This is a genomic window from Microcoleus sp. B3-D2 (assembly GCF_036705345.1).
In the GTDB taxonomy this organism is placed as follows: Bacteria; Cyanobacteriota; Cyanobacteriia; order Cyanobacteriales; family Microcoleaceae; genus Microcoleus.
This window is the reverse complement of sequence record NZ_JAUBUG010000005.1, coordinates 58,883-77,610: the sequence shown is the minus strand read 5'-3', so window position 1 is coordinate 77,610 and position 18,728 is coordinate 58,883. Positions and strand designations below refer to the sequence as shown.

Annotated in this window: 12 protein-coding genes; 1 reads left to right on the top strand and 11 read right to left on the bottom strand. The window is 43.6% G+C overall.

Annotated elements, in window-relative coordinates; genetic code table 11:
* Positions 1–5: 5 nt before the first annotated feature.
* The 7 genes from QUB14_RS03425 to tnpA form a co-directional block, all read right to left on the bottom strand.
* Entirely contained in the window at positions 6–812 is an 807-nt protein-coding gene (locus QUB14_RS03425; protein WP_333215160.1) for a DUF3226 domain-containing protein, read from the bottom strand.
* Positions 809–1,921: an AAA family ATPase gene (locus tag QUB14_RS03420; protein WP_333215162.1), complete on the bottom strand. Its 1,113-nt coding sequence runs from the start codon at positions 1,919–1,921 to the stop codon at positions 809–811. Before QUB14_RS03420 ends, QUB14_RS03425 begins: the two co-directional genes overlap by 4 nt.
* Before the next feature lie 176 nt (positions 1,922–2,097).
* Positions 2,098–2,508, bottom strand: coding sequence for a putative toxin-antitoxin system toxin component, PIN family (locus tag QUB14_RS03415; protein WP_333215164.1), 411 nt, complete (start codon positions 2,506–2,508; stop codon positions 2,098–2,100).
* Positions 2,498–2,785, bottom strand: a complete 288-nt coding sequence (locus QUB14_RS03410; protein WP_333215166.1) for a hypothetical protein — start codon at positions 2,783–2,785, stop codon at positions 2,498–2,500. The genes QUB14_RS03415 and QUB14_RS03410 overlap by 11 nt, the downstream gene beginning before the upstream one ends.
* Before the next feature lie 117 nt (positions 2,786–2,902).
* The gene (gene aspS, locus QUB14_RS03405; RefSeq protein ID WP_333215168.1) at positions 2,903–4,696 is read right to left on the bottom strand and encodes an aspartate--tRNA ligase; all 1,794 of its coding nucleotides are present in this window, start codon (positions 4,694–4,696) and stop codon (positions 2,903–2,905) included.
* 300 nt (positions 4,697–4,996) lie between these two features.
* Positions 4,997–5,584 (bottom strand): hypothetical protein, encoded by a 588-nt coding sequence (locus QUB14_RS03400; RefSeq protein ID WP_333215170.1) that lies wholly within the window; start codon positions 5,582–5,584, stop codon positions 4,997–4,999.
* Between the two features lie 428 nt (positions 5,585–6,012).
* Positions 6,013–6,426, bottom strand: coding sequence for an IS200/IS605 family transposase (gene tnpA, locus QUB14_RS03395; RefSeq protein WP_333215172.1), 414 nt, complete (start codon positions 6,424–6,426; stop codon positions 6,013–6,015).
* Positions 6,427–6,506: 80 nt separating this feature from the next.
* On the opposite strand from tnpA, the gene QUB14_RS03390 reads away from it, so the two are divergent.
* Positions 6,507–7,736 carry a transposase gene (locus QUB14_RS03390; protein ID WP_333215174.1) on the top strand — a complete coding sequence of 410 codons (1,230 nt, stop codon included), beginning with the start codon at positions 6,507–6,509 and terminating at the stop codon, positions 7,734–7,736.
* A gap of 105 nt (positions 7,737–7,841) precedes the next feature.
* Here QUB14_RS03390 and QUB14_RS03385 read toward each other — a convergent pair whose 3' ends face one another.
* The 4 genes from QUB14_RS03385 to QUB14_RS03370 all read right to left on the bottom strand — a co-directional run bounded on the left by QUB14_RS03385 (position 7,842) and on the right by QUB14_RS03370 (position 18,513).
* Positions 7,842–8,471 carry a macro domain-containing protein gene (locus tag QUB14_RS03385; protein ID WP_333215176.1) on the bottom strand — a complete coding sequence of 210 codons (630 nt, stop codon included), beginning with the start codon at positions 8,469–8,471 and terminating at the stop codon, positions 7,842–7,844.
* 349 nt (positions 8,472–8,820) lie between these two features.
* The gene (locus QUB14_RS03380; RefSeq protein WP_333215178.1) at positions 8,821–9,795 is read right to left on the bottom strand and encodes a diguanylate cyclase; all 975 of its coding nucleotides are present in this window, start codon (positions 9,793–9,795) and stop codon (positions 8,821–8,823) included.
* A 9-nt stretch (positions 9,796–9,804) separates the two neighbouring features.
* A complete protein-coding gene (locus QUB14_RS03375) occupies positions 9,805–12,900 on the bottom strand; it encodes a response regulator (protein ID WP_333215180.1) in 3,096 nt (1,031 codons plus the stop codon).
* Between the two features lie 126 nt (positions 12,901–13,026).
* Positions 13,027–18,513, bottom strand: coding sequence for a PAS domain S-box protein (locus QUB14_RS03370; protein WP_333215181.1), 5,487 nt, complete (start codon positions 18,511–18,513; stop codon positions 13,027–13,029).
* Positions 18,514–18,728: the final 215 nt, after the last annotated feature.

Here is an 18,728-nt window from a genome sequence, read left to right as displayed (position 1 = left end):
GTCCATTAACTCACTTCCAAAAGTTGTCTCAAAAACTCAATAAAATTTGCCAAAGCAGGAACCTGCTTCTTTGTCTGTTCGCTGACCCAATTATTATCAGCAATACTTGTTGTATTAGTCTTCCCAGGTTTGAGAACGCTGACAACAGTAGCAAGTAAAGCTTTTTCTCGATCGAAATTTTTCCATTTTAAAGCTTTTATATCTGATTGTGAGAACTGATTTAGATATGAACTAGCTTTCTCCATGTACGCGGGATAAGCTATCTGTCCGCACTCGCACAGTAAAGTATCTAAAACACCTTGCTGCTGATTGTCTGGCAAAATATATATTCCTGTACGCGGGCTATTAGTATCTACAACACCAGGGTTAACTGGAAAATTAGGAAAATAACTGCGGAATTTGTTAGAATATGTTGCGACAATGCGATCGGGAGTTGATTTGTCACAATCGGCAACTATCCCGAAGGCTGCCAAGTTTGTTTGATACTCAGAATTAGCAGACAAAATGTCATCCAAATTAGTCACAATATTGCTTCCTTCGCCTTCATAAATTGCTACCGATAGGCTCTCTGTGAACAGAATAGAAGGCATATTAAGACGTTTGTACAAGCTTCCTTGTTTGGGATACTTAGGAATAAATTTGTGCCAGAATTTATCGAATTTACTCTCCAATTCTTTTGACATATCCAATCTTGTCAACTTATCCAATTTATCCCACTCTTCCCGAAAATCTTTAAAACCCAAAAGCTTGAGAACCTTGCCGACAAAGGCCTGATCGTGTGGGCCTTCTACTCCAATAATGGCATATCTCACACGCGAACCTCCAGACCTAAATCCTCCCGCAATCTGTGCAGTCTTTCCCGTTCAAGTCTGATTGCTTTAGTTTGTGACTCCTTTTTTTCCAAACGATAAAGAACTAAATCTGTCTCGGAATTGCTAGCCTCCAACATCGCATCAATTGCTTCTAAACTGTGGGTAGTTGCAAATAACTGCACGTCTAATCGCTGACACCAATCCACAATCCAAGCAAAGGAACTGCCAAGTGCGACCGTATGAATTGCTGTTTCTATCTCGTCAATTAATAAAACGCCACCCTCCACTTTTACCAGTGTTAAAGCAATGAACAGCAAACGCCGCACTCCATCACCAAAAGCACTAAGCGGCGAAATACCTACACGTTTGTGATCGATGTAGAGGCTGGGACGTTTGCCAGTTTGCGACAAAATTACTAAATCAGTAATTTCTGAATCCATCTGTTGCAGTAATTTTATTACTTCGGGCTTAATACCCAACAAAATAACTTCTGACAGCAAGCTAATTTGTAACTGTTCTATTCTGTGAGAAAACGGTGTTACTGTATCAATTGGTAGTACCGCCGTCGAGCGATTTTTTCTGTTAACAAAACGCTGATTTTCCCAAATTTCAAAACTTAGTGATAATTCATCAGGGCTAAAAGTTGTTGCTACTTTGAGTTCTAACTCAGCACCTCGGAGAATATTGTCAAATTCTATTTCCTCAATTTCTAGTTGAGATTCTGAGCTATTTTCTCCCTCGCCTAACTCCGAAACTCCTTCAAACTCTCGGTAAATTGCTCTCAATTCTGTTACAGGAAAATCGCCAGTACTTGAAACATAAGTTTCTCCTTCGTAGACATGGACATGAGAGACTTCACTGTTTTGAGGAAACAGCCATCTAAGAGCATCTAGCTGGGGTTTGCGGGAAGATTTAATCTCTCTGCGCCACGATGTGTTTAGCCATTCCAGCGGATCTAAGGGGCGACAATAGGTTGATATCGCCTCTAAAACGCTGGTTTTACCTGAGTTATTCCCACCAACCAATATGTTGATTTGGCCCAAGTCGTGCAAGTGCAAATCTCGCAGGCCTCGGAACCGATGAATGGTTAAATTGTCAAGGTGTTTCATAATTATGACTTGGGCGTATAAGTCGATCGCACTTGCAACTCCTTCAACTGCTTCTCATCCACATCAGACGGCGCATTCGCCAATAAACAGCACACTTGCTGCGTCTTCGGAAACGCAATGACATCTATGATAATTATAGTGTTTTTAGTCTAAAGACGTGCCATGTAATTATGGCATTAACTAAATCTCTCAATAAACATATCGGGAGTAACAATTTCGACTGCTTGAAAAGGAGTTAATACCAATAAATCCAAATCACCCGTAACAATTACATTGGCATTACCACTAACAGCCAACTCTAAAAACTTATTATCTTTTTCATCTCGACAAACAGTGATGTTTTCTGTAATAGAAACTAATTGGGATGAACTGATAAATTTCAGTAAAAATACTTGGCGATCTTCCAAAGAAAGATACTTCTTAAACTTTTTACGATTTAAAACTTGCTCTAATTCATTTAAAGTCGTTTCAGAATATAAAATTATTCCTTTTGTTTCTGCCAACTCAATCGCCCGAAATGGGACTGAGGTTTTAAACAGTAAAGCACTGATTAAAACATTCGTATCAATGACAAATCTATTCGTCATTATTATCTGCTAAAATGTCTTGTAAAATTTCAGGCGTTAAGCCTCGCTGCATGGCCCGATCCGAAATTTCTGCCATAACCTGCGTTAAAGTTTTATTGTGTAAATTTTCTCTAAAAAACAATTGAATAATCAAACTTAACTCTTGCTGAGTCTTAGGACTAGCTTCTTCAAACGCTGTCTTAATATTTTCATCAACTTGAATCGTAATTATTGCCATAGCCGTTAAAAAAAGTGTTAATACGAAAACATTTTTTTCTAACTCTATTTTATCACACATCTTGCACCATTCTCAAGAACAGGCAAGATGCCTGTTCCACAACAGATGAATTTTCGCGGTGGGCACGCGAGCCCGCCCTGAAAGGATTATTGAGAATGGTCAAGGTATTCTACATACTTATGACTTCGGCGTATAAGTCGATCGCACTTGCAACTCCTTCAACTGCTTCTCATCCACCCCAGCCGGCGCATTCGTCAGCAAACAACCCGCCTGCTGCGTCTTCGGAAACGCAATCACATCGCGAATAGATTCCTCACCAGCCAACAGCATCACCAACCGATCCAAACCGTAAGCAATGCCTCCGTGGGGCGGAGTTCCATACTCAAACGCATCCAACAAAAAGCCAAACTTATTGTAAGCTTCCTCAGTCGATAAGCCGATCGCGTCAAACACCTTTTCCTGAACTTCCCGCTGATAAATCCGCAGAGAACCACCACCGATTTCTGTACCGTTTAACACCAAATCGTAAGCTTGAGCTCTCGCAGTTTTCAAATCGTTAATATCGTCGGGATGCGGCGCAGTAAACGGGTGATGCAATGCTTCCAAACGCTTCTCGTCAGCGTTCCATTCAAACATCGGGAAATCTGTCACCCACAGCAGATTCATCTTGTCTTTGTCAATCAATCCCAATTCGTTACCGACAAACAAACGCAATCTATCCAAAGTCTTATTGACAGTTGTCACATCAGCCGCTGCGAATAACAACAAATGACCTGGTTGCGCGCCCGTGCGATCGAGCAATTCCTGTTTTTGCGCTTCCGTCAGATTATCCTTAATTGCGCCGATCGTATCAATTTCGCCATTATCCCGCACCCGAATGTAAGCCAATCCCTTCGCACCGGCGTCGCTGGCTTCCTTAAACAAATCGCCTTTTGGACCCGGTTTAATCCGCACGTTAGAAATCGCATCATTCCCGCCCGGAATCGGCAAAACTTTCACAATTCCGCCCGCAGCAACCGCCCCGGAAAATACCTTAAATCCCGAATCTTTCATCAAATCGGAAACATCAACTAATTCCATACCGAAGCGAGTGTCTGGTTTGTCGCTACCATAGCGATCCATTGCTTCCGCGTAAGTCAAGCGCGGAAAAGGACGAGGCACTTCTACGCCTTTGACACTTTGGAAAATCTGGGAGACTAAACCTTCGTTTAATTCGATAATTTCTTCTAAAGACATGAAACTCATTTCCATGTCTAATTGTGTGAATTCTGGCTGTCTGTCTGCGCGCAAATCTTCATCGCGGAAACAGCGGGCAATTTGATAATATCTGTCCAAACCCGAAACCATTAACAATTGTTTGAACAACTGCGGCGACTGCGGCAAAGCGTACCAATCGCCCAAGTTGACGCGGCTGGGCACTAAATAATCTCTCGCACCTTCAGGAGTCGATCGCGTTAAAATCGGTGTTTCAACTTCAATAAAACCTCCCACATCTTCCAAATGGCGGCGCATAGCTTTCACAACTTGGTGGCGAAGCTGCAAATTGCGACTCATACGATCGCGCCGCAAGTCCAAATAGCGATATTTCAGCCGCAAATCTTCCCGCACGCTTTCATTTTCCGCCGTCGCCACCTGAAACGGTAACTGTTTGCGAACCGCATTCAACAATTCAATTTCGTCAGCGTAAATTTCCACCTCACCCGTAGGCAATTTCGGGTTGAGGGAGTCTTCGGGGCGGCTGCTGACTCTACCCGTAATTTTAAGCACGTATTCGCTGCGTAAAGCCTCAGCCCCGTGATATGAATCGGGGGTGCGTTCAGGATCGCTGACAATTTGCACAATACCCGATCGATCGCGCACATCCAGAAAAATCACCCCGCCATGATCGCGGCGGCGATCCACCCAGCCGTAAAGGGTGACAGTCTCTCCGATGTGTTTGCTTCGCAGTTCGCCGCAGTAGTAAGTTCTCATGGTTGGGGGTTATGGACTAAAAATAAAGCTTTTTGATTATAGCGCTTAGTGTCAAAACCTTTTATGAACGCAAGATGCCTGTTCCACAAGAAAATTCAACCTTTGTGGAACAGGCATCTTGCCTGTTCTTTAAATATCAACAGCCAAGATGCCTGTTTCACAAGAAAATTCAATCTTTGTGGAACAGGCAAGATGCCTGTTCTTTAAATATCAACAGGCAAGATGCCTGTTCCACAAGAAAATTCAATCTTTGTGGAACAGGCATCTTGCCTGTTCTTTAAAATGGTGTCATATCTAAGTTTAATCCTTCTTGTCAAAAAACGCCGTCAGCGCGTTCCATGCAGACTTAGCCGCATCCGTCAAGCGAGTGCCGATCGACTCAATTTGCTTCACAATAAGGTGCCAATTCTTTTCAGCTTCCGTGTGAATGTGGTCAACAGCTTGTTCGATGCGATCGCGTTCGATCAATTTATTTTGTTCCACCGCTTCTCGCGCTTGTCGCACTGCTTTCAAATAAGCTTCGCGACTGACTTCGCCTGCATCTTGCACCTGCGCTTGCGCCCGCGTTTTAATCGCATCTACCACCAGCCAATTTTTCTCAGTTTCTTTCTTAATCAGCCTGACTGCTTCTGTGAATCTCTCGTGGGCGAGATCCTTATTTTCTTCGATCGCCCCGGAGGCCTTATTCACAGCTTTTAAATAAGCTTCGCGGGTGAGTTCGCCCGCTGCTTGCACTTCGGCGGTGGCGCGTTTTTTAATTGCTTCAAACAGCGCCGCAGTTTCTGCGATCGCCTCATCAGTCGCGTCTGGCATCTCTTTTTTGACGATCGCCGTCGTTTCGAGAGTTGCCTCTAAAATTGGTTCCTCGGTTACTTTTGGATCTGTCATATCAATCTTCTCCTGTGGTAGTAAACATTTTCAAAAAATCTCACAGTCCCTGGATGCAGACTTTGTAGGTGTAGCACCAGAAGGAATTGTGGTCTTTTATACAGACTTTGTAGGTGTAGCGCCAGAAAGACTTCTGGCATTTAATAAAAACTAGGCAATTCTTGTTCCAGCTTTATCAACTTTTGTATCCGCGCTTACCTAGTTGGAATGACCTCAGTTTTATTATATTATATCTACCAAAGTTGCTCTCGTGTGTAGGGTACCGCCAAGTTGCAGGTACGGTTTAGCTAAACAGACGGGAATCCCCACACTATATCGCTTCGATTAGTGTGGGATGAAAGGCGCGTGAGGTGAGGATTCCACCCGTCAAGCAATTCAAAACTATGTTTTGAGCGGTGGGCGGGTGGATGACGAGACAACCAAATTCTTTATTCAACGGGTCTATTTTGTCCTTCAATATACTTTTTTAATTGCTCCCCAGTCACGCCACCACAGGAGACAATAAAATATCCATTCGTCCAGAAAACATCCTTCCAGTAGACTTTTTCAACTTCAGTCACAAACTCTTTCCGCAAGTACCGACTAGATACAGTCTTGAGGTTGTTTATAAGTTTGCTTGGCTCAGTTTGCGGAGTGTACTGAAGTAGTAAATGTACGTGGTCGCGTTCACCATTGAATTCTACCAATCTTCCTTCCCACTTTTCCATGAGATCCTTAAAAATCTCCTCAAGTCTTGTCAGCATTAAATCCGTCAGAACTTTCCGCCGATACTTGGTGGTCAACACTAAATGACACTTGAGGTCGGAAACACCTCTGGCTTTATGGATAAAATCTTGACTCATACCATTGACACTAAATAACGTGTTCTGGTACAGTAACACTAATTGATATGTACTGACTACGCTCTAATATTGACAAAGGAATGAGAACTTCTTACCAGTATCGATTACGTCCAACAAAGTTACAAGCCATTGAAATTGACAGATGGCTGTCAATGTTATGTGCACAGTACAATTATTTGTTGGCTGATCGATTCAATTGGTACGAGCAAAACCGTTCTCCCATCAATGCGTGTCCGCTAGTTTGCCACTTACCTCAACTGCGCGACAACCCACAATACTACGATCAAAAAAAGACGTTACCTCAACTCAAAAAAACTCACCCTTGGTATGCTGAGATTTACTCTCAAGTCCTTCAAGATGTAGTTAAGCGAGTCAAGGTAACTTTTGATCGTTTTCTAAAAGGTGACAGCAGTGGAAAGCGTAGCGGTAGACCTCGATTTAAACCACGCAGTCGTTATCGCACGTTTACTTATCCTCAAGTTAAAGATGGCTGTTTACAGAAAAACTTAATCAACTTGCCGATGCTCGGAAAAGTTAAAGTTGTTTTGCACCGTTGCATACCTGATGGATTCAAGATCAAAACCGTCTCTATTACCAAAAAAGCTGATGGGTATTATGTAACTCTCAGCTTGGAAGATTCAACAGTCCCTGAAGTTAAACCGGATTTTAATTCAAACAAGATTACTGGAATTGATGTTGGGCTGAAGAATTTTTTGACAACATCAGAAGGCGAGACTGTGGCAATTCCTCAACATTACCGCAATGCGGGGAAACGTCTGCGAACTATTCAGAAGCGAGTCTCGCGTCGCAAGAAAAGCAGCAACCGAAGACAGAAAGCAGTTAAGCAACTGGGAAGATGTCACAAGAAAGTAGCAGACAAGCGTAAAGACTTTCACTTCAAGACCGCTAACGAGCTGTTGAAAAAATATGATCTTGTTGCGGTTGAAGACTTGAATGTTAAAGGACTTGCTCGTACAAAATTAGCTAAATCTGTGTTGGATGCTGGGTGGTCAAGCTTTCTGTCGATTCTAACAAATAAAGCTGTAAATGCTGGTTTGTTGGTAATCCCAGTAAGTGCCTACAATACTTCACAATATTGCTCTAGTTGCGGCGAAAAAGTACCGAAAAAGCTGCATGAAAGATGGCATGACTGCCCCCATTGTGGGTGTAGTCTTGACCGCGATCATAATGCAGCTATCGTAATCAAGAATAAGGCGGTGGGTCATCCCGTCATTAAAGCTCAGTCAATGTCCGAAGCAATAGCTGGAGTCGCTGAGAAGCCTACACGATACTGTACTCAGTTGGTGTAGGAGTATGTCACCGCACTTAAATTTGTGATAAGTCTCTCTACCTAAAAAAACACACACCCATAAACTTGGTTTCTCAACACAATAAAACGGGTCACTTTAATAGTTTCACTTTTCCAACTGCAAATCTTCGCTCTCGTCCGTATATAACAAGTGGTGACATCTTTGAGCGTGCAGTAAAGATTGAGGAAATTCGTACTGAGATAAGAGCACCTCTTCGAGCGCAACTTTCATTTGATTGGCACAGATATGCGGCGGCACTTTGCCAATTCCCGTACCCATGCCGGGAATAGCGATAGTTTCAATGATATGTTTGACTGGCGTTCCATCGGGGACTGAGCCAAATTTTACCAGCGTCAAAATAGCGCGGGTTGCTAGATAAACATTTACTGTTTCTCTTAAAACTGTGGGGACGCGCATAATGGGTGCAGCTATTAAATAGGGAATTTCATCATGATCGGTGTCTACAATTTCTGCCCTTCCTACTAAGAGTTCGCCGTGATGTCGAGCCTGAATTAGTTTTTGCAAGCGTTCAAGAACCTGCCCTCCAAAATATTCCGAAATTTCTAACTCTAAGCCGTCGTCCATGAAACCAAAACTATTCCCCGGACTAACAATAGCATCGCATTTCACATCAAATATTGAACCGTGATGTATCTTTACATTTTCCATATTGCCGCAAGTGCTTTGCCACGCTCTAACTAAACCATCGTCTAAGGTAGCCAGCACAATTTGCATAAATACTCTCTCTTAATTTTAATTGCCAACAGCTAGAGCGATCGCCAATTTAATCCTACAATACTTTACATAAGTCGGCTGAATTTAAAATTCATCTCGATTTCAACTAGCAAATGTTCAATAGCTACGACATTTTTTGAGCGCACACACCCTTAAGCTAATACAGGCAGAGCTTTTAACGGGGTTGCTACCCTGTCAGGTTTAGGTGTGATGATGTGTACTGCATCGTGTTTTCCGGCTGAGGGGCTAAAGTCTGCAAGCTGTTTCCCTATCTTGTTTTCAGTTTACTCTTTCTCGCTTGAACTCACGTTTAATAAATAATGCTTATGGCGCTCCTATATCGCTGTTCTCAAAAGAACGGTTGAGGATTTAAACAGCGTTTGGTGCGTTTATGCTCGTACATTAGTTTGTCAGCCTTTGCCAGCAATTGTTCTAATAAAACTTCATTGTTTAAATCCCCAAACTCCACACCAAGACTTATTGATATATAAGCTCGCTCGGACTGTTGATTAAAGCGATCTATATTTTCTTGCAGCCGACCATGAAAATTACTAGATGAATCACCCGAAAAGTTAGGAATAAATAAAGCAAATTCATCTCCTCCCAGTCGAGCCACAATATCCGCCTCACGAAAGGTTTGCTTCAATATTTGAGCTGCGTCAACGATTACTCTATCTCCCATTTCGTGTCCTAAAGTGTCGTTAATCTTTTTCAAACCATCTAAATCAGCGAACAAAATAAAATAGGATGTTTGCGTGCGTCGAGCAATTCTTAATTGTTGATTGGCTAGTAAAAAGAAGCCTCGTCGGTTATATAATCCAGTTAATTCATCGGTCACAGATAGCTGCCTTACTTCTGCTTCTGCTCTCAGACGTTCTTGGATTTCGTGTTCTAAACGTTGGTTTTGTTCGAGCAGTTGTTGGCGTTGCTGTTGGATGAGTAATTGATTTTTTACTCGCATCAGCACTTCCTGGTCTTGAAACGGTTTGGTAATATAGTCTACACCACCCAGTTCAAAGGCTAGTACCTTGTTTTCCACTCGTTCAAGCGCACTGATAAAAATAACCGGGATCTGAGCACTCGCTTCCGATGCTTTTAACTTTTGGCAGACTTCGTACCCATTCATCTCCGGCATATTGATGTCCAGTAAAATCAGACTCGGTGGCTCGCGATGAATACCTTGGAGTGCCATTCTGCCGTTGAGCGCTTTACGGACAATATAGCCCTGTGACTCTAGAATTTTGGCTAACAAGCGCAGATTGTCTGGGGTATCGTCCACGATGAGAATATTCGTTTGGGCCGCAAGTTTGAATAGAGTTGTCATGTCTTCTTCCTAAATCTGGGTGAGAGTTGCGATCGCTTCAAGCTGAAAGTTATCGACCAGAGATGTCATCGCCGCGATGAAATCTTGTTTCTCCTTGGGAATTTGAGCGATAAGTTCATAAAGCTTATTATCACTAAGATCTAGTGCTGCTTCATGAACTTCTGCAATCCACGTGGTTGGCATGGTTTTCAAGTCTGGAGTAAATATCTTTGGTGGCGAAGCTGATGAGTCTGGCGGAACTTTTTCGGCGTAGCAGTAGCGGACGCCCAAGTGATGAGCTATTTTGTCGAAAAGTGTGTCTTCATTAAACGGCTTGGCAATGTAGTCATCGCAACCGACTTGCAGGCTGGCGATACGATCGTCTTCAAAAGCATAGGCAGTGAGGGCAATGATGCGTGTAATTTGTCTTTTGTCCTGTGACATTTGCCCTGAGTTGTCTGCTGATGACTCATGACTAATGACTAATGACTGTTGCGCTCGAATCTGTCTCGTCGCTTCATAACCATCCATGACAGGCATTTGAATGTCCATCAAAATCAGGTCAGGGTGCCATGTTTGCCAACGAGCGATCGCCTCTACCCCATTTTCCACCGCACACACATCAAACCCAACTGACTTCAGCAGTGTCACCAGCAGTTGCCGATTTTCTAGAACGTCTTCTACTACTAGAATTCGGGAGATAGCTTGTCCAGGTTCGAGCCCGATAATCCGATCGCTAATTTCAGGTTCCTCTAAATCAACGGACTCTGGTAGTTCCAAAACGACTTGGCAGGTAAAAGTCGAGCCTTGATCTAGGGTGCTTCCCACGGTGATATCGCCTCCCATCAGACGCGCAAACTCACGACTGATAGACAGTCCTAAACCTGTTCCTCGATCGTGACGATCGCGATTGCTTTGCCTGAAAGCGTCAAAAATTGATTCTAAATCTGAGGGAGAAATGCCAGATCCGGTATCCTCAACTTCGAGACACAGGGTAATAGTTCGTTGAATATCGGGTTGATTAGTGGCGCGATCGCGATTTGTACCGGATGATATATCATCTGATGAAAAAGCTCGTCCGCGCAGCACTATGCTTCCTGTTGTTGTAAATTTGATCGCGTTCCCAAGCAGATTAATCAAAATTTGGCGAAGTTTTGCTTGATCGCCACAGACATAACGGGGGACAGTAGCATCCCACTCGCTGCTCAAATGTAACCCTTTCTCAGGCGCTTTGATGGTGAACATCTCGTTAATAGAACCTAGCAGTCGATGCAGATTAAAACAGCTTCGACTCAGTACCATTTGCCCTGCTTCAATCCTAGACATTTGCAAAACATCGTCGATCAATGTCAGCAAGTGTTCTCCACTACGGGTAATAATCCCTAAATGCTCTTGAAATTCTTCTGGGATATAGGGGCTGTGGTTCATAAGCTGGGTAAATCCCAGAATGGCGTTGAGTGGCGTTCTGAGCTCGTGGCTCATGTTGGCAAGGAACTGGCTTTTGGCACGGTTGGCTATTGCTGCCCTTTCTGCAGCGTGTTCTAGGGCAGCTTGCGAAAATTCTAACACCGCCAGCATGAGGATATGTCTCATTTCGGCGGCCGCTTCTAACTCTGCAATCTGCCACGGAGAAGACATCTCCCGCACTGTCTCTTGCCACAGTTCAAAGGATTTGCGGGGACACAGGTGCATTTTTCCAATTTCGTCGATCGACACAGCATCATGTGGATTACCCGCCCAGTTTACGGTTTGAATTTGTTCGGGTCGGAACCACAGGATGTGGTATGACTTTTGTATGGCGTAGCATAGCAAGATTGAGATTGCTAAAACACCGCTAGCTCGATCCTTAAATTGCTTGGCTTGGGGATACAACTGAGACAAAGAAGCTGTTGCAAACACTCGTTCTTTGTTCTGTTGCAGCAACCACTGCACGAGCTCGCCAACCTCAGCTTCAGATGGTGTTTTACCCACCAATGTCAGACCACCATCGAGCAGAATAGCAGCTCCCTGAGCATGAACTAAATCTAGCAGTTGAGAAGCATTTTCGGTCAATACTTGTTCGATAAAATTAGAATCTCGCCGGAATGCCTGCTGAAGTTGATCCTGAATAGTTTTCGCCTGCGCTCGGTAAACGTTCAATTCTCGCTCTTGCTGATGTACCAGTTCGATCGAGGCAAATTGTCCTAAAAATTCACAGGTTTTGCGAGTTTCGTAATCGACCAATCGCGGGCTGTAATGGTGACAGGCAATTAATCCCCACAGGCGCCGATCGTCAATTAACGAAATCGTCAGTGTCCCAGCAACTCCCATATTCTGCAAATATTCAATGTGGTAGGGAGATACTCCCCTTAACACACAAGCACTTAGATCCTGGGGTGTATCGGTTACGGGATGGTTGGTAGGAATTAGGCTGGCCGGAGTGTAATTGATATTGGGAATTTGGCGTATCCAATTGCGGTAAAACAATTTGCGGGCGGGTACGGGAATATCGCTCGCCGGGTAATGCAATCCCAGGTAGCTTTCTAGATAGCTTTCTTTCTCTTCAGCAATCACCACCCCATGCTCATCTGCTTCAAAACGATAGATCATCACGCGATCGAACCCGGTCATGGCTTTCACTTCTCTAGCAATGGTTTGAGCTAAATCCGAAATATCGATCGCACTGCGAAAGTTGAGGATAACTGTTTGCAGATGATGATAAAAATCGATTGAACGATCATTTTCAATAGTCAATTGGGGTTCTAGCTCCAGAATCAACTCATCTGGTAGTTGATGCAGTGTGCTTCTAAATGTTTGAATTTTGCCATCTTTTAGACATATTTTTATATCAAAAGTATTATGAATGTTGAGTTGTTCTTCATTGAGATGCCTGACAATTTCTTGTACTCGATCGTGACCCCATAAATCTGGCAATGGCTGACCTAGCAATTCTTGGGCACAAATGCCAAAAAACAGTTCTACATTTTCGCTAGCTTGTAAAATATTGAGGCTGTTTTCTTGCAGCAATAAAACGATTCCGTGGGGCTGAATATGACCGGGAGCATACACTGATTCTTCAGTGCATTCCTCTAAATTTGTTAAATTTAAAGGAGTGATTTCGGAGACTTTGGTAATTTTATGAGGCATTTTAGAGCAGTAATTTTCAATATAAATTAAGGAGGTTTTGTTCAAGAATTACGAATAACTCGATTGTATTCTTGTGTGCTGTTCCTAATTCCCTAGTCCTAATCAAACGTTTAACTGCACAACAGCTTATAAATCCAATGGAGGAATTCCACTGGGGAAATTACCTTGAATTAGATTAATGATTTTCTCAAATTGATACTGATTGGCGAGTTCCGTCAGATGAGTACCGAATTGAGCGAGGTCTGAGGAAAGTTGAGCTACCAGTTCAACGATCGCAACATCATCCCCACATAAAGCAGCATCTTCCAACTGAACCACCCATACTTTTGGTAATGTCGCCAGAAGCGTTGGATCGAGGGAATCTGAAACCCCAGGGGAAACAGAACAGAGGTAAGAAGGAAAACAATCTGTTCCCCGTTCCCCCTTTTTTGTTTCCTCTTCCTCATATACATACTCTAAACTTAGGTATTCCGCCATCTTAAGAAATAGGGTCTGTTCCCGGAAGGGCTTGCTGATGTAGTCGTTGCAGCCAGCAGCTAAGGCGAGGGCGCGATCGCTCTGCGACGCCTGGGCCGTAAGTGCAATAATGATACTGTTGTGTCCGTCTTCCATTGCCCGAATTTGCTTCGTAGCCTCGTATCCATCTAACACGGGCATCCGAATGTCCATCCAGGTTAGGTCGGGTTGCCATTGTTGCCAAATCTGCACCGCTTGTTGTCCGTTGGTAGCTTCTTTTACCTCTAATCCTAATTGTGTCAGTAATCTGACCATTAGCAAGCGATTTTCTGCTTGATCGTCAACCACCAAAATGCGATGATCCAGTTGACTGGGAGCCAGCCCAATCACCAGGCGATTATTCTCTTCGGGTGTAACATTAACTCCACTGATGGGGCTGACGGGAAGGGTAAAGGTGAAGGTACTCCCCTGTCCCACAGTGCTGCTGACAGAAATTTTTCCGCCCATGAGTTCCAACAATTTGCGGCTGATGGTTAGACCTAACCCGGTACCGCCGATCGATCGCTTCCCAGCTTGGGCTTGCACAAACGCATCGAAGATAGTATTGAGTTCGACCGATGCAATCCCTACACCTGTGTCAGCGACTACAAACTGGAGAATCGGCCGAGTAGTGGTTAATGCCCCTGTACCGTCCGCCTTAATGCTGACTTGCAAACTAATGCTTCCCCGATCGGTAAATTTGATGGCATTACTCAGGAGATTGAGCAAAACTTGGCGCAGTTTTTGAGCATCGGCAATAATAAATTGGGGAACTTCTGGCGCAATCTCGAAACAAAGGTCAAGTCCTTTAGAACTTGCTCGTTCCGCCAACATATTTCGGAGGGAATGCAGCAGCGAAATTAAGTCAAATCCGCTTTCTTCCACTGTGAAGTGTCCCGATTCAATTTTGGAAAGATCCAACACATCGTTAATCAAACTCAAGAGGTGCTCCCCACTCCGCCGAATTGTTTGCAGGTCTTCTTTTTGCTTGCAAGTTAAAGAGGGGTCATGGGTCATCACCTGGGCAAATCCTAGAATTACGTTGAGAGGAGTGCGTAATTCATGGCTCATATTGGCTAGGAAGGTACTTTTTGCCAAGTTCGCTGCTTCTGCTGCTTCCATTGCGTGCAGCAGTGCCAGTTCTTTCCGTTTGCGATTGCTGATGTCTTTGTGCGTTCCAATCATTCGTAAAGGCTTACCATCTTCATTGTAGGCAACGACTTTCCCGTAGTTAGCGATCCACTTCCACTCACCTGACTTGCAACGCACACGATAGTCAAAGGCATACTTAACTGAGCTATCTTGCAAGTGACTATTCAGAGACTCCAAAACCCAGAATTTATCATCAGGATGAATGATCTGGTTCCAGACGTTCACATCCATCACCAATTCACCCGGCTTGTAACCCAGCATTTCCTGGTAGTAGGAATTAATGTAAACTTCTCCAGTTTCAATTTTCCAATCCCATAGTCCATCTCCAGAGGCTTCTAGTGCCAGCATTAAGCGTTCCTCACTCCGTTGTAAAGCGGTTTCCGCTTGATGCTGTCGCGTCACATCGATCGCCACACCACCTACTAGCATTTGCCCAGATAAGTCGGGGATGAGAAATTTGTAAACCAGAAACTCACCCAGGGTTCCATCTCGACGGGACGCAATCTCAATCGTTTCCATTAGCTCGTTGGTTTGAGCAACCGTTTGGATATTGTCTAAAAATTGTTGGGCAATGGCGACGGGGTAAAGTTCAAAAATCGATTTTCCAATCAGATCCTCAGTGGGTAACTCGAAGGTATTGAGATAAGTCTGGCTGGCATAGAGCATTACACCATTTCCATCGGTAATCCAGGCAGGGGCAGGGCTGTGATTCATAAAGGCTTGGAAGCGAGTTTCACTCTCTCGGAGTGCCTGTTCTGCTTGTTGGCGTTCGGCTTCGTTCCGTTTGCGATCGCTGATATCCCGGCAAATACACAAGTGCATCATCTCACCTTCTAATTCCACCCGGCTCCAGCTAATTTCCACGTCATACTCCGAACCATCCTTACGCCGATGTCGCGTCTCAAACAGAGGAAGATTTTTCTCTTTTGTTAACATAACTTGTAGTTCTTCCTTCGTCCATTGAGCATCCCAATCAAAGACATTAAGATTCATGGTTTCTTCCAGGGTGTAGCCCAGCATCCGCGCAAAACTCGGGCTAAAATCGACTATTTTTCCGAGCCGATCCATGATAACAACACCGTCCAGGGAAGTGTTGAAAAAGCCTTTACTTCGCCGAAGTTCCTGTTCGAGTGCAACTTCGGCTTTTTTGCGATCGCTAATATCTTTCATGAAGCAGTAATGCCCCAAAAATTGCTGCTGTTCGTCGTAAGTTGAAATCATCACCATTTGTTTGTAAAAAACCGAACCGTCTTTACGAATTCCTTTCATTTCAACTTCCACTCTGCCCTCTTTCACCATCTGCCAATAGAGGGTCATCAGTTTTTTCAAGTCCTCGGGATGTATCGTATTTTCCCAGGACATCCCGATCATTTCTTCTGGGTGATAGCCTGTCATGTCAGCATAAGCTTTATTCACATAGAGATAACGCCCTTGTACATCCAGTTTGGAAATGCCGGACACCGCATTTTGCATCACCTCACTCATTTCTTTACGCTCTGCTTCTGCGTGTTTGCGATCGGTGATATCTTCTGAAAAACAAAGTAGGTACTGGGGCTGATGCTGCTCGTCGTAAATGGGAATCTTCACAGTATGCAGCCAACGTTGACCCAGACTATGACTGTCAATAACTTCTTCGAGAATATCCTCAGTTTTACCTTTCTCAAAGGCTTCTCTATCCTTTTGGTCAAAAAATATAGCCTGTTCTATTGGGAAAAAATCATAACAGCTTTTGCCGATCGCTTGTTCGGATGAGATGCCAAATAACCGTTCGCTGGTTTTATTCCAAAACTGAAATCTGCCAAATCGTTTAGGCTCTGCGTCCTTAACAAAAATTGCCACCGGTAGATGATCCAACAGTGCTTGTAAGAAATTGCGAGTTGTTTGGATTTCCTGCTCTACTTTTTTGCGCTTAGTAATATCAATAAAGGTAACTACAACTTGTGTAATTTGACCGTTTTTATCGATCTCGGGGTAGGCATTAACTAATACCCAAACACAACTATCAATGTCTTTTTTAATTCCTAATAGATAATTTTTCCGGGAACTTCCAGTGGATAAAACCTGATTGACCGGATATTCCTGTAGGGGCAGAACGCTGCCATCTTCCCGCACAAAATGCCAGGCCGGAGATATCGCGGTTTTTCCCAGCATTTGATCCATTGAAAGCCCTAGTAATTCACCCGCCGTTTCATTACATAATTGGATGCTGGTATCTGTCGCATGAATCACAAAACCCGCATTTAAGTTATCGATCAATTGCCGATATCTGGCTTCGCTTACCTGTAAAGCAACTTCAGCTTGCTTGCGCTCCGTAATGTCGCTGTGAGACCCAGCCATCCGAATTACCTTACCTGCATTATCCCAAAGTGCCTGACCGCGATCGAGAATCCATTTGTAGGAACCATCTTTGCAGCGAATACGATGTTCTGTGAGATAGAAAGGAGTTTTCTTGGCAAAATGGTCTTGAACGGCTTGCATTACCCATCCCAAATCATCGGGATGTACCCGATTTCTCCATTCATCTACACTATTTTGAATTTCCTTCTCTTCATAGCCCAATATTTCCTTCGAGCGACTAGAGAAGAAGACTTCGTTGGTTTGAACATTCCAATCCCAAATGCCGTCGTTATTACCGCGTACAGCCAGTTCCCAGCGTTCTTCACTTTGACGTAGTGCTGCTTCTGCTTGTTTGCGGTCAGCAATATTCCGAGCAATCTTTGAGGCTCCAATGATATTCCCTGTTTTATCTTTAATGGGGGAGACACTCATCGAGACATCGATTAATGTTCCATCTTTCCTCAGCCTCTTTGTATCGTAGTGTTCGATGCGTTCTCCTCGCTGGATTTTGGTGAGAACTTCGTTTTCCTCATCTCGATAGTCTGCGGGAATCAGTTTTGTCCCTGATTGCCCTACTATTTCGACGGCTGTATAGCCAAAAATTGTTTCTGCTCCTACATTCCAACTTGTAACTACACCCTCTAAATCTTTACTGAGAATGGCATCTTCCGAAGATTCAACGATCGCAGCTAGTCGAGCGATCGCCATTTCTGCCTGTTGTCGCTGGTGAATTTCCCATTGCAACTGGCGATTGGATTTTTTGAAGTTATCGACTTCGGAATAACTAACTTGTGCGAGATACACGACCAACATAAGCAACCCAACTAAAATTAAGCCACCTATTAACACAACTATTGGCAAATAAAAGTTTCTTTCTAGTAACTCTAAAGTTGGATAAACATCTATTCGCCAGTCTACACTATAGGCTTTCACTACAACTGTTTTAGGCTGTAAATAGTGAGATAAAATCTCTTGACCGTAGATCAAATTTGTGCCAGCATAGATAGCCACCTTGTACCCGTGTGACACTTTTAAAATACTGTCAAATAGAGTTTGAAACTGAAAAACTCCGACAATAAACCCCTCAAATTGATTACCTACAAATAAAGGAAAACTTGCTAGAAACCCTTCACCCCCTTGAACAAGTGAAATATTGCGACTTAAGATAGGCTGACGCAAATCACGAGCTACTTGCAAAGTAATTTTGCAACGCAGTTCCCGATTAAAATCTAGGTTTTGCGCTGCCTCATTCCCTGCCAGGGGCGCAACCCATCGCACTTTAAATGATGGATCGACTAATGCGATCGCCTGATAACCGTAGAAATCCTTTACATAAGCCTCAGCATCGGCTTCCCAAAGAGCCTTTGGTGTACCGCCATTAGCTTCCCAGCGATTCGCCATTTGCCGAAGTGTCAACACCCGAATTGATAATCCTTCGCTCAGTTGGGACTGAATCGCATTGGCTTCCTGCTGAATTAACTGCTCGATGTGGATTTGTCCGTTGATGGTTAGCTGTTGCCACGTAAATAAAACAGCAACAGAGGCCACCACACCCAGCAAAAGAGGTAGCAATCGTTTAAGTGGTGTTTGGCCTAAACTTATAATTACGTTGCGTCGAGGGATTACCATAAATTAAGCGAGAAATGAATAGAGATCTCTTCAATTTTTTGGGATATACTTGGGTAATTTAATGATGCAATAAAACTAAGGTTTTACCGGAAATCCAGTTAATAATAAGGCCATCTCTAAACTTTATACCCCCTAAGTTGAGCTGTTAAATTGCATCGGTAAAGAATGTTGTTTCTTAACCCCTAGCCCTTTAACTATATTTATATAGGGCGATG